Below are 18,223 nucleotides of genomic sequence, written 5' to 3' on the forward strand. Positions count from 1 at the left end.
ATAATTCTCACTAAAATCCACATATACCCTATTCTAAGTAGAGAACTACGACTAGATCAAATTTCTTGCATTTTTCAAAATTTTCTTCTTTTTATCCGTTTTTGTTCTCGCTATGATTTAGCACATTAATTCCTACTATTTTAGTAGGTTATTCATTTTTTTATTAGTTTGGAGTGATTTTATGTACTGCGTTCAATGTGAACAAACCATGGTAACCCCGATGGGGAACGGTTGTAGTTTCGGTCAAGGTATGTGTGGTAAAACGGCGGAAACCTCAGATTTACAAGACTTATTAATCGCCTGCTTACACAGCCTTTCCGCGTGGGCGTTAAAAGCACGTGAACACGGCATTATCAACCACGATGCGGACAACTTTGCCCCTCGTGCCTTCTTTGCCACCTTAACCAACGTAAACTTTGATTCAAACCGTATCGTTGGCTATGCGCAACAAGCGATTATTTACCGTAACGAATTAATTAAAGCAATTAGCGAAGTTGAGCCGAACCCAGAACTTAACCACCCATTAGCCCATATTGAGCTTAAAGGCATTTCGATTGATCAACTTGCCGAGCAAGCCAAAGAATTTGCGTTAGATACCGACCGTGCGGAAATCGGTGAAGAAGTTCACGGTGTACGTTTATTAGCGCTTTACGGCTTAAAAGGTGCGGCGGCTTATTTAGAACACGCTTACGTATTAGGTAAATTCGATAACGATTTGTATGTGGAATACCACGGTTTTATGGCTTGGTTAGGCACAAAACCAAGCGATTTAAACGAATTACTCGAAAAATCACTCGCTATCGGCTCAATGAACTTTAAAGTGATGGCGATGTTAGATGCCGGCGAAACCGAAACCTTCGGTAATCCTGTGCCGGCTACGGTAAATATCCGTCCGGTGAAAGGTAAATGTATCCTGATTTCAGGCCACGACTTAAAAGACCTAAAAGAATTATTAGAACAAACCGAAGGCAAAGGTATTAATGTTTATACTCACGGCGAAATGTTGCCTGCGCACGGTTATCCGGAACTGAAAAAATACAAACATTTAGTCGGTAACTACGGTTCAGGCTGGCAAAACCAACAAAAAGAATTTGCACGCTTCCCGGGAGCGATCGTGATGACCTCAAACTGTTTAATCGATCCGAATGTAGGCGATTATGCTGACCGTATCTTCACTTGTAACATCGTAGGCTGGCCGGGCGTGGTGCATTTAGAAAAACACAATTTTGCACCGGTTATCGAAAAAGCGTTGGAATGTGACGGCTTCCCGTACACCGAATTAGAACACTACATTACTGTCGGTTTCGGTCGTAAAACCTTAATTGACGCATCTGATGCGGTAATTGATTTAGTCAAAGCGGGCAAATTAAGCCACGTATTCGTGATCGGCGGTTGTGACGGCGATAAAGAAGAACGCCACTATTACACTGATCTAGCTTACGCATTACCGAAAGATACCGCAGTGCTTACGCTCGGTTGCGGTAAATATCGTTTCAATAAATTGGATTTCGGTACGATTGACGGCGGCTTACCTCGCTTATTAGACGCAGGTCAATGTAACGACACCTATTCGGCTATTATGTTAGCGGTAACGCTTTCTCAAAAATTAGGGATCGGCTTAAACGAATTGCCACTTTCGATTGTACTTTCTTGGTTCGAACAAAAAGCGATTATCGTGTTATTAACGCTATTAGCACTTGGCGTGAAAAATGTTTATTCAGGCCCTAGCAAGCCAGCGTTCTTAAATGACAATGTGATGAATTTATTACACGAAAAATTCGGTTTAAGCGGTTTAACCACTCCTGAACAAGATTTCGGTCATATCATTAATAAATAATCGGCTAACTAAAAAAGAGCGGTCAAATTTCGCAAAATTTTTGCAAATTTCTCAGCAATTTTGACCGCTTGTTGAATGTAGGGACACATTGCATCCCTACACATATCGAAAGGAACAACAAAATGGCAAATACCAATAAAAACCCTTTATGTATTAACGAATTACAGGTTTATTCAATCGTACAAGAAGCACCTCATGTAAAAACGATTAACTTTATCGCACAGGATTTCTACCCATATCAAGCGGGGCAATATGCGTTAGTTAGCATTAAAAATACGCCGCATATTACTCGTGCTTACTCACTGTCTTCTACCCCGGGCGAAAGCCGTTTCGTATCGATTACCGTGCGTGAAATTGAAGGCGGCGTCGGTTCGACTTGGCTGAACAATGACGTAAAAGTCGGTGACCAAGTGTGGTTCTCCAACCCAATGGGCGAGTTCTCTTGCCAACACGTATTGGCGGATAATTACTTATTAGTCGGTGCGGGAAGCGGCGTTACCCCGATTATGTCAATGGCTCGTTGGTTATTAGCAAACCGCCCTAAAGTGAACTTAACCGTTATCCATTCGGTGCATTCGCCGGAAGATGTGATTTTCAAATCGGAATGGCAAGAATTAAAAGCCAAATATCCGCAACTCAACTTAGTAATGAACGCTTCGGTCGGGGCAACCGAAGGCTTTGCAAGCGGTCGAATTTCAGCGGAAATTATCAAAAATGCCGTGCCGAATGTGAGCGATTACACCGTGATGACCTGCGGCCCTGAAGCCTATATGGCGGCATTAAAAAATATCGTGCTTGAATTAGGTGTTAGCGAAGATCGTTTCTTTACCGAAGCCTTCTTTAATACCTCCTTAGCCGGAGAAATCAGTTCGGATAAGAAAACCACCCTAACTATTAACGCTGCAAAACAAATTAAAGCGGAAGTGCCGGTCGGTATGACCTTATTAGCCGCTTTAGAAGCGCAAGAACAACCGGTGGTTTCCGGCTGCCGCACCGGTTTATGCGGTTTATGCAAAACCAAAGTAACGGGTGGGGAATATGAAGTAGTCGGTACCGGCGATTTAACCGAAGAGGAAATCGCACAAGGCTATGTACTGGCGTGTAGCTGCCGTGTAAAAGAAAACGTATCGGTTTCTTTATAAATTTTATAAACAAAAAAACCTCAAAGGAAATCTTTGAGGTTTTAATTTTTTAGGTAGCGACGAAACGCAAATAAGCAGATAAAGAAATAACAAAAATAAGTCAATAAATAGGTTTGTACCGCACCTTCCGCACCATTTAACGGAATCAACCAATGCCCGATAGTAATCAATAACGTTAATTGACAAACTTCCGCCAACACATACAGCTTTAACGAGGCTTTCGCCACGACTAAATAGCCGAATACGTAAGCAACCACTTTAAAAACATCTCCGATTAATTGCCAAATAAACAATGATTCCATCGGTAAAAATTGTTCGGAATATAAGGTCAGAATGATTTCACGCTTTAAAACAAATACCGATAAACCGGTAGCGATTGCAAGAATTCCGACAAATTTAACCGCTTTAATCAACTCGCGTTTAATTTCAGATTTTTGGGTTAATTTGGCAAACGTCGGTAATAAATATACCGAGAAAACCGCCGTAATCAGTTGCAAATACGCATCGGAAATTTTACTTACCCCTTGCCATAAGCCGACCTGCTCAAGCGAATGAGATTCCATCAGTAAATCGCGCAACAAAATATAAGCGAGCGGTAACGTGATTGCCGTTGCGAATACCATACCGCTGAACTTAAATAAATTTCGCGCATATTGCCAATCAAACTCGCCTTTCTCCCTAAAACGAAATACGGAACCTTTCGGTTTTAGAAAATAACCGGCGGGTAACCAAGCTAACGCCGATATAGCCGCCAGCCCGATTAACGCCCCCGAATAATCGCACACATATAATCCGATTATAAAAACGCTAACCGCAAGAAATATACCGATACTCTGACTTATCGCATTGGCTTTCGCTTGTCGGTACCCCCTTAAAATAGCCAATAGATAGTTACTGCTCGCAATGCCGAATTGGATAATCCCCGTCGCAATAATTACCGTTTGATAATCTACGGAATAGAAAATCCATTCGCTGATTTTTGCGGAAAAGAAGATAAAAACGACCGCCAGTACGGCGGAAAAGCTCAGTACAATCCGACTCGCCGTGACAAATAATCTGTGTAATTTTTGCGGTTCGTGCTCAAATTCCGCTACGTATTTCGTTACTCCATTAAAAATGCCGCCGCCGGCAAATGCGCCCAGCACGGTAATCAGCGTCATAAAATTCGCCGCTTGCCCTAAGCCTTCCAACCCGAATTGCAAGGCAAACAGCTTTACCAGTATTAAACTAATAGCGATTTTAAATGCGGTGGCGCTTGCCGTCCAAACGGCCGTTTTGCTCAATGATTGCATTGATGTAGAAATTCCAATATAACCCGAATAATTTTATCCGATTCTTGCGGTTGTAAATTATAAAATAGCGGTAAACGCACCAAGCGTTCGCTTTCCGAAGTAGTAAAACGGTCTTCGCCGATAAACGAGCCGAACCGCTGACCGGCAGGGCTGCTATGTAACGGCACATAATGAAAGACCGCTAAAATTCCGTGTTGTTTTAGCCGTTCGATAAAGTCATTACGTTCATCCGAATTGCGCCATTTCAGATAAAACAGATGGCCGTTTTGTTCACATTCGGGCGGGCAAGTCGGTAACTCAAGACGACCTTGTTCGGCAAACGGACGTAAGACTTCAAAATAACGTTGCCAAACGGCTAAACGAGTCTGCTTGATGTGTTGTGCGACTTCCAATTGCGCATATAAATAGGCCGCTTGTAATTCCGACATTAAAAAACTGGATCCGAGATCTCGCCAAGTATATTTATCCGTTTCTCCACGAAAGAATTGGCTACGATTTGTGCCTTTTTCTCGGATCACTTCCGCTCGGGCAATAAATCGATCATCATTAATCAGTAATGCGCCGCCTTCTCCGCCGGCACTATAATTCTTAGTTTCGTGAAAACTATAACAGCCGAAATGCCCGATCGTGCCTAATGCTTTGCCTTTATAAAAAGACATTACCGCTTGCGCCGCATCTTCGATCACATACAACCGATATTTTTCGGCTATTGCCATAATCGTATCCATTTCACAGGCGATACCGGCGTAATGTACCGGCACAATCGCTTTGGTTTTCGGTGTAATCGCCGCTTCAATTTTCGTTTCATCAATATTCATCGTATCGGGACGAATATCGACAAACACAATCTTTGCTCCACGCAACACAAATGCGTTAGCGGTCGAAACAAAGGTATAACTCGGCATAATCACTTCATCGCCGGCTTGAATATCGATTAATATCGCCGCCATTTCCAATGCAGCGGTACAAGACGGCGTAAGCAATGCTTTTGCCGTACCGAATTGATTTTCCAGCCACCGCTCGCAACGCCGGCTATAAAAGCCGTCGCCGGATAATTTCCCGCTTGCCATCGCTTGTTGCATATAACCGAGTTCCGTACCGACAATCGGCGGTTTATTAAAAGGAATTTGCATACATTATTATTTCCGATAAAACCAATAAGCCGTCGCTAATATGCTCGCACCCTGCGTTAAATAGAGATTCATCGCAGGCAAGTTACCGATTTGAGTCGAAACTAAAAGCGAATTGGCTCCCTGTCTTTTCGCCCAATTTTGCGCCGCTTGTAACAATATGCTTGCAACACCTTGTCGTTGGAATGCAGGCGAGACCGCTAATAAACCGACCTTCGCTTGTTCGCCGGCTAAACGCAAGCTGATTCCGCCCTGAATTTGACCGCTTGTTGTTTTTAAAACCAAACAAAGCTGATCAAATTCGCCTCGTACCGCACGGGCAATCCAAGTTCGGTACAAACGTTGATTTTCCGCTGCTGAAAACCAAGGTTCTCGAAAGCGACTTGTCGGAAAGGCTTGCCCGAATAACGTTTCCAATTGCTTAATATCTTCAACCGTTGCCGCTTCGCAAGCGGTTATTTTTTCTTGATAGTTTACAAGGTCAAAACCGAACTCGATTTCGCCTTCAACAAATTGAAAGCCTTGTGCCTGTAGCTGCTGAATTTTTGGATAATCTTGAGCAGTGACCTTCGCTTGTATAATCGGACGGGCGAAGAAATCCGACAGCCACGGATCCGGGGTAAAACATTGCATTATAATTGACTCCATATCCCTTTCGTATCAATTAACCACGGTACGCTCATCGTGTCGGGCGATAGGTTTTTAAATGCGGTATGATCAACTAATAACAGTAAAATATCCGCTTTCTTAATCGCCTGTTCAAAACCGACCAGCTCGACTTTACCTCTCAACGATGGTGGCAATGCACTAATATGCGGTTCCACCGCTAACACCACCCCTCTATGCCAATCGGCAAGATATTGGGTAATTGCCAATGCCGGACTGCCTCTTAAATCATCAATATCCGCTTTAAAGCTTAGCCCTAAACAAGCGATTGTCACATCACCGGCTAAACAATTTCGGCGATTCACACAATCGGCTAATGCCTGTTTCACTTTCTCTATCACCCATTGCGGCTTACTGTCGTTTACTTCTCGTGCGGTACGAATTAAACGGGATTGGTCTGGCGTTTGTGCCGCAATAAACCACGGATCGACCGCAATACAATGTCCACCGACACCGGCTCCCGGTTGCAGAATATTTACACGCGGATGACGATTCGCCAATCGGATCAGCTCCCATACATTTATGTTGAGTTTATCGCAAATCATTGATAATTCGTTGGCAAACGCCAGATTCACGTCACGGAAGCTATTCTCGGTTAATTTGCACATTTCCGCCGTACGTGCATCGGTGGCGATACACTCGCCTTTGACAAAAATTCGGTATAAATCGACCGCTTGTCGGGTTGATTCGGCAGTCAGTCCGCCGATAACCCGATCATTTTCAAACAATTCAATCATCACTCTGCCCGGTAGCACGCGTTCCGGACAATAAGCAATATAAATATCAGCATTGTCGTTACCTTGAGTCGGAAAACTCAGATCAGGACGAAGTTTTTGCAACCATTTTGCCAATTTTTCTGTTGTCCCAACCGGAGAAGTCGATTCCAATACAATCAAATTTCCTTTGACTAAATAGGGAGAGATTGCTTTCACCGCTTGCTTAATATACTGAAGATCAGGCTGGTGGTTATATGTGAGAGGCGTTGGCACGGCGATCACAAATACATCGGCAGGATCGGGAATCTGCGTTGCAAAAAGTAAGCCGTTTTCGACCGCTTGTTTAACCGCCTCTTCAAGCTGCGGCTCAACAAAATGAATCCGACCTTGATTAATTTTTGTAACGACATCGGGATTAATATCCACACCCAAAACGGACTTACCGCATCTGGCGAAAGCAACCGCTGCCGGCAGCCCGATATAACCCAGTCCGATAATCGCAATTCGATTAAACGTATTCATATGATATTTCTCGTTTGGCTTTAAGTTCGTCCGTAACAAAAAACAGGCTTTGTCTTTTCCAAGAACAAAGCCTGCCGACTAATTCAATATTTGTTTAAGTACGTCAATAATATATCGGCAAGCATTCTCCTTTGCATAAGGATTCTTTGCTTGTGCCATCGTTCGATAAATCCGCTTATCGGTTAAAAGCAAGCTCACCTCTTGCACAATGCTTTTAGCTTCGGTTCCAACCAGACGAACCGTTCCCGCCGCAACCGCTTCCGGACGTTCGGTTGCGTTACGCATTACCAACACCGGTTTATTTAATGCGGGAGCTTCTTCTTGAATACCGCCGGAATCGGTCAAAATCAAATAAGCACGTTCCATTAAATAGACGAAGGACAAATACTCTTGCGGCTCGATTAAGAAGATATTTTCCACTCCGCTAAGTAAACGGCTGACCGGTTCGCGTACGCAAGGATTAAGATGTACCGGATAAACAATCTGCACATCGGTATGCCGTTTGGCAAGCGTGACCAACGCTTCGCAAATATGTTCTAAGCCTGCGCCGAAACTTTCTCGGCGGTGTCCGGTAACCAAAATGAGTTTTTTCCGCTCGTCTAAAAATTGATAATGTCGATTCAAGTTTTTAACCAAACTTTTATCTCGTCGGATTCGGGAGGATACGCAATGTAACGCATCAAGCACCGTATTGCCGGTTACCCAAATCTTATCGGGCGCTTTATGTTCTTGTAATAAATTTAGACGTGCTTGCTCGGTCGGTGCGAAGTGATAGTCGGCTAATACGCCGGTCAGGCAACGATTACCTTCTTCCGGAAACGGCGCATAACGATCGCCGCTGCGTAAGCCCGCTTCGATATGTCCGACCGGAATTTGATGATAATAGCAGGCGAGTGCGGCGGCAAAAGTAGTAGTGGTATCGCCGTGTACCAATACCATATCAGGACGATAGCGTGCAAACAGATCTTTCAGCGATTGCAAAATTCGTACGCTGATGTCGGTTAGATCTTGCCCGACTTGCATAATATTTAAATCAAAATCGGGCCGAATTTCGAAAAGGTTCAAAACTTGATCCAGCATCTCGCGATGCTGACCGGTTACGCAGACCTTTGCCTCAAAACTCGCATCCTCCGCCAACATTTTTGCCAGCGGAGCCATCTTGATCGCTTCCGGTCGCGTACCGAATACGCTGAGGATTTTAATTTTGTTCGGCATCTGCTGGTTTTTTTCGTAATAATCCCATTGTTGAAACAATGACCATACCGAGTAATAAGCCGGCTAAAGCACCGATCATCATCCATAACGTTGGATTCGGCGTGTCGGGGGTTAAAGGCACGCTTGGCGTTTTTACAAATCTGAATGCGGTTAATTGATCGTCTAACGGCTGCACGGAACGCATTAAATTTAACTTACCGTTCCAATCTTGGGGCGCAATCTGGTTACCTTGTTGTATTGCGCCAAGTTTAATATCCGCCGCACTTTTTATTTGTTGAAACAGATTTTTCCACTTCGCAACCAGTTCGGCATTTAAAGTTTGCTTGGTTTGCTGATTGGCAAACGCAATAAAATCGTTTAATAACTTATACGCTTCTTCCGGATTAGCGGAACGTACGCTTAAGCTGTCAAAAGGTTGCGTTTTGGTCGCCGCTTGAAATACGAATTGTTCCGCAAGACTTTGTGCCGTCATAACGATAGGTTGATGAGTCAATTGCGCTTTTAACTTAACCGTTTCGGTCTGAGTAAGAAATTCGACTAATACGTCCGTAGAAATTAAATTACGTTTAAACTCGTTATAACTACCGAGCGTTGCCGAATCCTCCGCTTTACGACCGATTTCCGGCGCAAGAGAAAGAGAACCTTTATCGTCCGCGATAACATTGTAACTCACCCCATCACCGCCGTTTAAAAAAGTATAGGTAGAGAATAAAGTATAATAATTACCCAGTGTAGATACTTTCGGCGGCTCAAATTCTGCCGTCGCCTTCCAAGTTTGCGTGTCAAGCGAACTTAATCCGAATCCGCCCGCCACACCGACGGCAGTACTTATAATTAACGTGAACAAATAACGTAATAGCATAAATAATCCTAAAAATTCGACTGTTTACTCTCAGTTACTCACTACCGATTTTGAGCTTTCTTTTCGCTCTGCGTTTCATACGACGAATAAAGCGTGTCACTCGCCACGCATGCGTAATCGAATAGGCATAGATAAAGAATAAACCGATAAAGCCGATCGTCATCAACCATTGATTCCAATAGTAGTATTCGCCTAATACGCCGATGGTAGAGCAAATCGCCGCCCCGAAGGTAATGACTGCCAGTGCTTGGCGAGAAGTTAAACCGGCGCGCATCATTAAATGGTGTAAGTGTAAACGGTCCGGTCTGAACGGACTTTTGCCCTTTTTCAAACGGCGAATAATGACCGCCACCATATCGATTAGCGGCACGGCAATCAGCCATAAACCGGTAATCGGACTAATCGTATGCCCTTGACCTTGGGTGCTAAGCAACAGAATCCAAATAATCGTAAACCCAATCAGGGTACTGCCCGAATCGCCCATAAAAACTTTCCAGTTGGCGCCGAATACGCTGAGGTTAAACATCGCATACGGAATCAAGACGACAATAATCGCAAAACACCAATAGGCTAACGTGTATTGCTCGTCCAGCCACATCAGCACGCCGATACCGGCAAAACTGGCGCTGGAAAGGCCGGCTAATAAGCCGTCGATACCGTCCACCATATTAAACGCATTAATCACGCCGATCGTGACAAACACGGTAAAAATAATGCCGAGAATCCCAAGCTCGATACTAAACGGCGCAATCACTTGCCCTAAGCTATCTAAAGACAGTCCGTTATAAATCATGAGACCGGCTAACCCGGCTTGAATGCCGGCGCGTAAAAACGGGCTTACGTCAAAACGGTCGTCCAACACCCCGATAACCAATAGAATAGTCACCGCCGCAAGATACAACCAAGGTAAACGCATATCTTGCCATTCCATAAAATAGAAGGTCAGATTACCTAAAAATAGGGCTATCCCGCCGATTAACGGAATTAAGCCTTGGTGACGTTTACGAAAGTTCGGTTTATCGACCAAACCGATTTTTTCCGCAACCGGTCTCATAAAAATCAGACTGGCGAACGACACCACAAAAACAGCAAGAAAAGTAAGCCACATAAGGGGTTAGCTCCCTCAAAATCAATATAAAAAAGTGTGTAAAGAATATCACAAAGGCGAGGACTCTCAAATTTTTTTAGGTTATTTGGGCTTTTTTTTATAAAATGGATAAATATAAAGTTTGCTTTATTTCGTTTAAGAATAACTTTAGAAAATCCATGACATACTTTCTCTATTACTGTTCTTTGCTTCGCCAAAGAAAAGTAACCAAAACAAGCGGTTATTTTTAAACTATTTTTTGTAAAGCGAAACCTTGTCGATCAACGCTATTCAGAATTTCAATTTAAGGAATCATTTATGTCTAAATCAGAACAACTGTTTGAAAAAGCTCAAAAAGTTATCCCGGGCGGGGTCAATTCACCGGTGCGTGCGTTTAAAGGGGTAGGCGGTACGCCGGTATTTATCCAAAAAGCGGAAGGTGCGTATATTACCGATTCGGACGGTAAAAAATATATCGATTACGTCGGTTCTTGGGGACCGATGGTATTAGGTCATAATCATCCGGCAATTATTGATGCGGTATTGAAAGCGGTACCGAACGGTTTAAGTTTCGGTGCGCCGACCGAAAGCGAAATCACTCTCGCTGAATTGGTCACCAAATTAGTCCCTTCTATCGAATTAGTCCGTATGGTCAGCTCGGGTACCGAAGCGACCATGTCGGCAATTCGTTTAGCACGTGGTTATACCGGTCGTGACAAAATTATCAAATTTGAAGGCTGTTACCACGGACATTCCGATTCGCTATTAGTAAAAGCCGGTTCTGGTGCATTAACCCTAGGTCAGCCGAGCGGTCCGGGTGTACCGGCTGATTTTGCGAAGCACACGCTCACTTGTACTTACAACGATTTAGATTCGGTAAAAACCGCTTTCGAACAATATCCGAATGAAATTGCGTGTTTAATCGTTGAGCCGGTTGCCGGCAATATGAACTGTATTCCGCCGAAAAATGATTTCTTAAAAGGTTTACGTGCTTTATGTGATCAATACGGTGCGGTGTTTATTATCGATGAAGTGATGACCGGTTTCCGTGTCGCATTAGGCGGTGCGCAAGCCTATTACGATGTTAAACCGGATTTAACCACACTCGGTAAAATTATCGGCGGCGGTATGCCGGTTGGTGCGTTTGGCGGTAAAAAAGAGATTATGGAATACATTGCACCGACAGGGCCGGTATATCAGGCGGGTACGCTTTCAGGTAACCCGATTGCGATGGCGGCCGGTTTAGCTTGTTTAACCGAACTCTCCAAAGCGGGCAATGAAGAGAAACTTGCCGCACAAACCAAAACATTGGCGGAAGGTTTTAAAGCATTAGCGGATAAACATAACGTACCCTTTACCGCACAATATGTCGGCGGTATGTTCGGTTTATTCTTTACCGAGCAGGCGGAAATCACGAATTTCCAAGAGGTAATGAAATGCGATGCGGCGAAATTCAACCGCTTCTTCCATTTAATGTTGGAACAAGGCGTGTATCTTGCGCCAAGCGCATTTGAAGCGGGCTTTATGTCGCTTGCCCATAGCGATGAAGATATTCAAGCGACTCTAGCAGCGGCGGACAAAGCCTTTGCTCAATTATAATTAACACCTTTATCCGCCCTCAAGCGACGATTCGTGTTGAGGGCGGATTGCCATTTAAACTAAAAAGATATACGGCAAAATATTCATAATAGCGGCGGTAGTTATCGCTAGAATCAATTTGGATAAACCGAACATCAGCCCCTGATTCTCGCCTCTATCCAGTTTCACTAACATATTGGCGAGTGCCGTATTTGCAAATAACCCGACCAACGCAAAAATAACCAAATATAAAAACGCCGTCGCCTCGGACAAATATTCCAGTGTGTAAAACCACGGCACAATCAATAATGCAATCAAAATCGGCGCAATATAATTCAGTTTTACCACCCCGAAATTAATATGACGTGAAAAACCGGTTTGTAGCAGTACCGCAATTAAATTATTGATAAAAAACGCAATCGGTACCAATTCTTGTCTATCCAACAATTCGGTAAAAATATACGGAAAAATCACATAAAACGCCGAGCCCATTCCTAACGGAATAAATAGCAATAAATGGACGAAAATAAACCGCTTGTTAATTACCTCTTTAAACTGCGCAAAGCGGAAAGGCGCAAAACGAAAATCGCATTTCCTTCTCGGCATCATTCGCCACATAAAAAGTAACATAACGACTTCAATCGCACAGCAACACCAAATAAGCCATTCCGCTTTTTGATAATGAATAAACGGAATGGAAATTAACGGAGCGACCATAGACGCCATACTGGAGATTTTAAGGAATTTACCTTGCGCCTTGGTCTTAGACGCATAACCGTCGTCGGCATTGGAAAGCAGAAAGGCGCGCGCATTCGTACTAAATAGCGTACTGCCTAACCCGAAACAAAATGTTGCCAGCAGTAATAAACCGTAGTGGTTTGTGGTAAGCAATAAAATATAGCCCAACGCATCCAGTAAACAACCTAACATCATCACCGGCGTTCGTCCGTAACGATCTCCCCACGAGCCGGCAAACAGAGAAAAAGCCTGACTGGCAAACACCAATAAAGAAAATGCGCTGGCGATTTGTGCCGTATCAAAGCCTTTGTGTTTCATTAAATAAATAAAAAACACACTTTGCATCGCCGTATAAGCGAGTCCGGAAAAAAAGCGTCTCCATAAAATAATATTCTGCACGTTCATACGTTATATCCTTTTTCTTTTATGCAGATCGAAAATCTCTCTTACGAATACCCAATACAAATAGCGAACTAAAATACACGATCGCCGCCAGTACGATTAACCAACCTAACCAATATACTTTTAACCAAATATTCATCGCATACCAGCTTTCGATATTTGGCGAAAAATAAGCGACCGATGCGCCCATTAAACAAGCGGAAATCGCGACTTTTAAGACGAATATGCCCGTTTTCGCCGTTACTTTATACACTCCGGATTGAGCAAGCCCGCGATAAAGTAGCGACGCATTAACCGCCGCCGAAAGCGCCGATGCCATTGCCAAGCCCAAATAGCCGAACGGGATTGCCAATACGCCGAAACAGATATTACAAACGGTAGCGATCATACCGATCTTGACCGGTGTTTTGGTATTTTGGCGGGCATAGAAGCCGTTTGCTAAAATATTGATAAGCATATAACTGTTTAATCCCAAGCACATAATCCATAAGGCATGGGAAGTAGCAATCACATCGGATAAACCGAATTTGCCGCGCATAAAGATGGTCATCATTAACGGCTGGGCTAATACCGCGATACCAATCATTGCCGGAATACCGAGTAATAACACCATTCTTACGCCCCAGTCCATCGTGCCTTGGAACTCTACCGCACGTTGTACTTCGTCAATCTCTTTCTTTTTCGCAATACGAGATAAACTCGGTAATACCACTGTAGAAATGGCAATGCCGAATAACCCGAGCGGAAACTCGATTAAGCGATCGGAATAATATAACCAAGTAATCGAACCGGTGACTAAAAAGCTGGCAATCACTTGGTTAATTAACAAATTAAGCTGGGTTACCGAAACCCCGAATAATGCCGGAATCATTAAATTTCGGACTTTAGTCACCCCTTCGTCTTTCCACGCCCATTTCGGTTTAACCAGTAAACCTTCTTTTTTCATAAACGGGATTTGGAATAAGAATTGCAACAATCCGCCGAGGAAAATACCCCAAGCTAAGGCGACATCAGGTTGTTCAAAATAATCCGCACCGAATAACGCCATACCGATCATCGCAATATTTAGCAATACCGGCGAAAACGCCATCACGCCAAACTTACCAATGGTATTTAAAACCGCTCCGGACAACGCAACGAAAGTAATAAACCACAAGTAAGGAAAAGTGATTTTCAGCAGTAATGAGGCTTGAGTGAATTTTTGTGCGTCAGGGCCGTCGTTTACCCAATCCATAAACCAACCGGTACCGAATAAAGCGGCAACCACCGGCGAACCAATCATTGCCACTAAAGTGACAACCGTGACTAAACCGCCTAAGGTTCCCGACACTTTGGCGACAAACTCACGGGTTTTATCCAAATCGTTGTCGGCGTTATATTCGGCAAGCACCGGTACGAACGCCTTTGAAAAAGCGCCTTCCGCAAAGAGGCGGCGTAGAAAATTCGGAATACGGTTGGCAAACAGAAAGACGTCCGACATTGCGCCGGCACCGAGTAAGCCGGCGATCACCACATCACGCACGAGTCCGAGAACTCGAGAAATCAAGGTCATTGAACTGACAATCATGCCCGACTTTAAAAGTTTTTTGCTCATAAGCGTTATAAATTCATATCAAAATTAAAGGATAGCAGTTTAACAAAAGGGCTTTGAATACGTTATCGGAAACGCCGCATAAGTTAAACTTTTCTTGATCTTAATCGCGGTTTGTTACAAGCGGTTCGTTTTTATCCATTTTTTACAAAAATCTCTCAAGATCCGACCGCTTATCCTAAGAACCCCATAGAAATTGCACGGAATTTTATCAGTTTGTTGTAGGAAAATCAGAAAAAAACTGATAAAATCTCCGCCTATCGTTTTCTATCAGTAAAACGGTGTTATTTTCAAGCACGTGTCTCGTTGAAAATGAATTTAAACTATCGATAGCTAAACATAAACCAACGTTTATGTTTTTTAATTTTTACACAGATATTTTAGGAGTTTGACCTTGGCTAATATCAAGTCAGCAAAAAAACGTGCGGTTCAATCTGAAAAACGCCGCCAACACAACGCAAGCCAACGCTCAATGATGCGTACATTCATCAAGAAAGTATACGCGGCAGTAGCGGCAGGCGATAAAGCAGCTTCACAAGCGGCTTTCGTTGAAATGCAAAAAGTAGTGGACCGTATGGCATCTAAAGGCTTAATCCACGCTAACAAAGCAGCTAACCACAAAGCGAAATTAGCAGCTCAAATCAAAAAATTAGCGTAATTGCTTTTTGTATAAAAGAACCGACCGAAGGGTCGGTTTTTTTACGTCTGTTTGCTCTATAAGAAAAATGTGCCTAATTGGAATAATTTCTCAATTTCACCCACTTGTTTTTTATCGTTTACAAAGATAATCACGCTGTCGTTTTCTTCAATTTCCGTCGATTTATGCGCAATTAACACTTCATCGCGACGCACTATCGCACCGACAACCGCTCCCTGCGGCAATTTTAATTCTCGTATCGTTCTGCCGACTACCTTGGACGATTCCTGATCGCCGTGCGCAATCACTTCGATACATTCCGCCTGCCCCTGTTTTAGCGAAGCCACTTGCACGATATCGCCTTTACGTACGTGACTGGATAAGGCGGAAATGGTCGCTTGTTTCGGTGAAAGCGCAATATCGATCGTACCGCCTTGAATCAGATGCAAATATGCCGTACGCTGTACTAATACAATCGCTTTCTGCGCACCTAAACGTTTTGCCAGTAATGCCGACATAATATTAGCTTCATCATCACCGCTTAACGCAAGGAATAAATCAATATTTTCAATATGCTCTTCAAACAATAATTCTTGATCCGACGCATCGCCACACAATACCAACGTTTTTTCTAATTTCTCCGCCAGCTTTTCCGCACGCTTCGGATCTCGTTCGATCATTTTCACACTATATTGTTCTTCAAGATCTTTTGCCAGTCCCATACCGATACTACCGCCGCCGACGATCATGACTCGCTTATGCGGCTTATCCAAGCGTTGCATTTCGCTCATCACTGCTTTTATATTATGAGTCACGCAGATAAAGAACACTTCATCGCCCGCTTCAATAATGGTCGAGCCTTGCGGCAAAATCGCTCGTTCTTGACGGAAAATCGCAACGACACGCGCTTCGATATAAGGCAAATGATCACGTAAAGCGGAAATCGGATAACCGACTAACGGACCGCCGTAATAGGCTTTTACGCTGACCAAACTCACCAATTCATTGGCGAAATGCGCCACTTGTAACGCACCGGGGTAATTAATCAGACGTAAGATTTCTTTTTTTACCAACACTTCCGGTGCGATAATATGGTCGATCGGCAACGCCGCGTCATTAAACAGCTGATCTTTTTCTCGTACGTAATCGGAATTACGAATACGGGCGATTTTGGTCGGAATATGGAACAAGGTATGCGCAATTTGGCAGGCTATCATATTGGTTTCGTCGCTTTCGGTAACCGCCACCAATAAATCCGCATCACCCGCTCCCGCATCACGTAAAATGCGCGGTGATGCGCCGTTGCCTTTTAATACTTGCAAATCGTGCTTATCTTGCAACGTGTTCAAACGACTTTGGTCGTCATCGATCAAGGTAATATCGTTATCTTCACTCACTAAGTTTTCCGCAAGGGTCGAACCGACCTGACCCGCACCTAAAATAATAATTTTCATCTTAAAATCCAATCACTGAAAGATAAATACATCTTTATCTTACGGTAATTTATTGTTTGATTAATTTCGCATAAAAGAAACCGTCACCGCCCTGTTCTTGCGGGAAAAACTGTTTCATTGCGGTTTTTTCGCCGTTAAAATCCATTTCTACCCATTCGGCATCCGAATGGCTTGCGACAAAACGGGTAATCTGCTCGCCGTTTTCTTCCGGTAGAACCGAACAAGTCGCATAAACCAATACGCCGTTCGGTTTTAATCTGCCCCATAATGCTTCAAGAATTTTCGCCTGTAACGCGACTAATTCGGCAATATCGTTTTCTTTACGTAACCATTTAATATCCGGATGACGGCGAATTACGCCGGTGGCGGAACAAGGCGCATCGAGCAAAATACGGTCAAACATCACACCGTCGTCCAACCATTCCGCCGGTTTAGACGCATCGCCGCAAATCACCGTTGCCGTCTGTCCAAGACGAGCTAAATTCTCACGTACACGTTTTAGACGGCTTTCTTCAATATCTAACGCAATTACCTTCGCTTGCGGTGCCGCTTCCAAAATATGCGTAGTTTTGCCGCCCGGTGCTGCACAAGCGTCTAAAATTAATTCGCCGTTTTGTGCTTCCAACAAAGCTGCCGACCACTGAGCGTGAGCATCTTGTACCGTCGCCCAACCTTGTTCAAAATTCATCAATTTATTAACCGGTACCGGATTGGCTAATAAAATTGCCGATTCAGGCGCGCAAGCGGTCGTATTTTCCGAATTTTTTGCAACCAGATCGCCTAACAAGACACGGTAATCTTGCGGTTTAATCCGCTGAATATTGCTACGAATCCACATCGGCGGACGTTGATTGTTCGCATCGATAATTTCTCGCCAATTCGGATAGGCTTTTTTCAGTTTATTCACAAACCATTCGGGGTGAAGCGTTTGCCAATTTTTATCAAACTTAGCTAACAGCGAATCTTTTTCACGTAAAAAACGGCGTAACACGCCATTGATAAGTGCTTTAAAATTATCCAATTTTAGCGATCTTGCCGCATTGACCACTTCATCAACCGCCGCAAATTCCGGCACTCGCATATAAAGCAACTGATAAAGCCCAACTAATAACAAGCAATGCACCAAGCGAGTTTTGCCTTTTAACGGTTTTTCCACCGCTTGTGCGATGACCGCTTCAAGACGAGGTAAGGTTCGGCACACGCCAAAGGTAATCTCTTGCACCAGCGGTAAGTCTTTCGCCTCTAATTTTGCCTGAGCTTCAGGAATCAAAGTGGCAAGCGATTTACCTTGATCCAACACTTGTAAAATAATTTGTGCGGCAACCGCACGTGCGTTTTGTTTCTTCATTAATGT

The 18,223-nt window shown here is 43.7% G+C and carries 15 protein-coding genes; 4 read left to right on the forward strand and 11 right to left on the reverse strand.

Annotated elements, in window-relative coordinates; translation table 11 throughout:
* The first annotated feature begins 181 nt into the window (after positions 1-181).
* Both hcp and hcr read left to right on the forward strand, forming a co-directional pair.
* Positions 182-1,837: a hydroxylamine reductase gene (gene hcp, locus DRF63_RS08505; protein ID WP_009874559.1), complete on the forward strand. Its 1,656-nt coding sequence runs from the start codon at positions 182-184 to the stop codon at positions 1,835-1,837.
* Between the two features lie 122 nt (positions 1,838-1,959).
* The gene (gene hcr / locus DRF63_RS08510) at positions 1,960-2,979 is read left to right on the forward strand and encodes an NADH oxidoreductase (RefSeq protein ID WP_005598866.1); all 1,020 of its coding nucleotides are present in this window, start codon (positions 1,960-1,962) and stop codon (positions 2,977-2,979) included.
* Positions 2,980-3,020: 41 nt separating this feature from the next.
* Here hcr and wzxE read toward each other — a convergent pair whose 3' ends face one another.
* From wzxE to wecA, 7 genes are all read right to left on the reverse strand, one after another.
* A complete protein-coding gene (wzxE, locus tag DRF63_RS08515) occupies positions 3,021-4,271 on the reverse strand; it encodes a lipid III flippase WzxE (RefSeq protein ID WP_005598868.1) in 1,251 nt (416 codons plus the stop codon).
* The gene (gene rffA / locus DRF63_RS08520) at positions 4,259-5,404 is read right to left on the reverse strand and encodes a dTDP-4-amino-4,6-dideoxygalactose transaminase (protein ID WP_005598869.1); all 1,146 of its coding nucleotides are present in this window, start codon (positions 5,402-5,404) and stop codon (positions 4,259-4,261) included. The genes wzxE and rffA overlap by 13 nt, the downstream gene beginning before the upstream one ends.
* Positions 5,405-5,410: 6 nt before the next feature.
* On the reverse strand, positions 5,411-6,034 hold the full coding sequence (rffC, locus tag DRF63_RS08525) for a dTDP-4-amino-4,6-dideoxy-D-galactose acyltransferase (RefSeq protein WP_005598871.1): 624 nt from the start codon (positions 6,032-6,034) through the stop codon (positions 5,411-5,413).
* Positions 6,034-7,305 carry a UDP-N-acetyl-D-mannosamine dehydrogenase gene (wecC, locus tag DRF63_RS08530; RefSeq protein WP_005598873.1) on the reverse strand — a complete coding sequence of 424 codons (1,272 nt, stop codon included), beginning with the start codon at positions 7,303-7,305 and terminating at the stop codon, positions 6,034-6,036. The genes rffC and wecC overlap by 1 nt, the downstream gene beginning before the upstream one ends.
* Before the next feature lie 78 nt (positions 7,306-7,383).
* Positions 7,384-8,520 (reverse strand): non-hydrolyzing UDP-N-acetylglucosamine 2-epimerase, encoded by a 1,137-nt coding sequence (gene wecB, locus DRF63_RS08535; RefSeq protein ID WP_005598875.1) that lies wholly within the window; start codon positions 8,518-8,520, stop codon positions 7,384-7,386.
* A complete protein-coding gene (locus tag DRF63_RS08540; protein ID WP_043991900.1) occupies positions 8,504-9,382 on the reverse strand; it encodes a transporter in 879 nt (292 codons plus the stop codon). Before DRF63_RS08540 ends, wecB begins: the two co-directional genes overlap by 17 nt.
* Before the next feature lie 34 nt (positions 9,383-9,416).
* On the reverse strand, positions 9,417-10,490 hold the full coding sequence (gene wecA, locus DRF63_RS08545; protein WP_005598877.1) for a UDP-N-acetylglucosamine--undecaprenyl-phosphate N-acetylglucosaminephosphotransferase: 1,074 nt from the start codon (positions 10,488-10,490) through the stop codon (positions 9,417-9,419).
* A 297-nt stretch (positions 10,491-10,787) separates the two neighbouring features.
* Here wecA and hemL point away from each other — a divergent pair, with 297 nt between their 5' ends.
* Complete coding sequence (gene hemL / locus DRF63_RS08550) at positions 10,788-12,068, forward strand: glutamate-1-semialdehyde 2,1-aminomutase (protein ID WP_005598878.1); 1,281 nt, start codon at positions 10,788-10,790, stop codon at positions 12,066-12,068.
* Between the two features lie 54 nt (positions 12,069-12,122).
* On the opposite strand, the gene DRF63_RS08555 is transcribed toward hemL, so the two are convergent.
* Both DRF63_RS08555 and murJ read right to left on the reverse strand, forming a co-directional pair.
* Positions 12,123-13,190 carry an MFS transporter gene (locus tag DRF63_RS08555; RefSeq protein WP_005598879.1) on the reverse strand — a complete coding sequence of 356 codons (1,068 nt, stop codon included), beginning with the start codon at positions 13,188-13,190 and terminating at the stop codon, positions 12,123-12,125.
* Between the two features lie 19 nt (positions 13,191-13,209).
* Positions 13,210-14,781 (reverse strand): murein biosynthesis integral membrane protein MurJ, encoded by a 1,572-nt coding sequence (murJ, locus tag DRF63_RS08560; protein WP_005619150.1) that lies wholly within the window; start codon positions 14,779-14,781, stop codon positions 13,210-13,212.
* 391 nt (positions 14,782-15,172) lie between these two features.
* Between murJ and rpsT the strand changes: the two genes are divergently transcribed.
* A complete protein-coding gene (rpsT, locus tag DRF63_RS08565) occupies positions 15,173-15,436 on the forward strand; it encodes a 30S ribosomal protein S20 (protein WP_005619152.1) in 264 nt (87 codons plus the stop codon).
* 56 nt (positions 15,437-15,492) lie between these two features.
* On the opposite strand, the gene trkA is transcribed toward rpsT, so the two are convergent.
* A complete protein-coding gene (gene trkA / locus DRF63_RS08570) occupies positions 15,493-16,869 on the reverse strand; it encodes a Trk system potassium transporter TrkA (protein WP_005598882.1) in 1,377 nt (458 codons plus the stop codon).
* A 49-nt stretch (positions 16,870-16,918) separates the two neighbouring features.
* Positions 16,919-18,217, reverse strand: a complete 1,299-nt coding sequence (gene rsmB / locus DRF63_RS08575; protein ID WP_005598883.1) for a 16S rRNA (cytosine(967)-C(5))-methyltransferase RsmB — start codon at positions 18,215-18,217, stop codon at positions 16,919-16,921.
* Between the last annotated feature and the right edge of the window lie 6 nt (positions 18,218-18,223).

Source organism: Actinobacillus pleuropneumoniae (assembly GCF_003290385.1).
In the GTDB taxonomy this organism is placed as follows: domain Bacteria; phylum Pseudomonadota; class Gammaproteobacteria; order Enterobacterales; family Pasteurellaceae; genus Actinobacillus; species Actinobacillus lignieresii.

Coding starts and splice junctions, on each gene's coding strand:
- trkA (WP_005598882.1), bottom strand. CDS start 16,869: ATGAAAATTATTATTTTAGGTGCGGGTCAGGTCGGTTCGACCCTTGCG.
- hcr (WP_005598866.1), top strand. CDS start 1,960: ATGGCAAATACCAATAAAAACCCTTTATGTATTAACGAATTACAGGTT.
- DRF63_RS08540 (WP_043991900.1), bottom strand. CDS start 9,382: ATGCTATTACGTTATTTGTTCACGTTAATTATAAGTACTGCCGTCGGT.
- rffC (WP_005598871.1), bottom strand. CDS start 6,034: ATGCAATGTTTTACCCCGGATCCGTGGCTGTCGGATTTCTTCGCCCGT.
- wecA (WP_005598877.1), bottom strand. CDS start 10,490: ATGTGGCTTACTTTTCTTGCTGTTTTTGTGGTGTCGTTCGCCAGTCTG.
- hemL (WP_005598878.1), top strand. CDS start 10,788: ATGTCTAAATCAGAACAACTGTTTGAAAAAGCTCAAAAAGTTATCCCG.
- wzxE (WP_005598868.1), bottom strand. CDS start 4,271: ATGCAATCATTGAGCAAAACGGCCGTTTGGACGGCAAGCGCCACCGCA.
- hcp (WP_009874559.1), top strand. CDS start 182: ATGTACTGCGTTCAATGTGAACAAACCATGGTAACCCCGATGGGGAAC.
- DRF63_RS08555 (WP_005598879.1), bottom strand. CDS start 13,190: ATGAACGTGCAGAATATTATTTTATGGAGACGCTTTTTTTCCGGACTC.
- wecB (WP_005598875.1), bottom strand. CDS start 8,520: ATGCCGAACAAAATTAAAATCCTCAGCGTATTCGGTACGCGACCGGAA.
- wecC (WP_005598873.1), bottom strand. CDS start 7,305: ATGAATACGTTTAATCGAATTGCGATTATCGGACTGGGTTATATCGGG.
- rffA (WP_005598869.1), bottom strand. CDS start 5,404: ATGCAAATTCCTTTTAATAAACCGCCGATTGTCGGTACGGAACTCGGT.
- murJ (WP_005619150.1), bottom strand. CDS start 14,781: ATGAGCAAAAAACTTTTAAAGTCGGGCATGATTGTCAGTTCAATGACC.
- rsmB (WP_005598883.1), bottom strand. CDS start 18,217: ATGAAGAAACAAAACGCACGTGCGGTTGCCGCACAAATTATTTTACAA.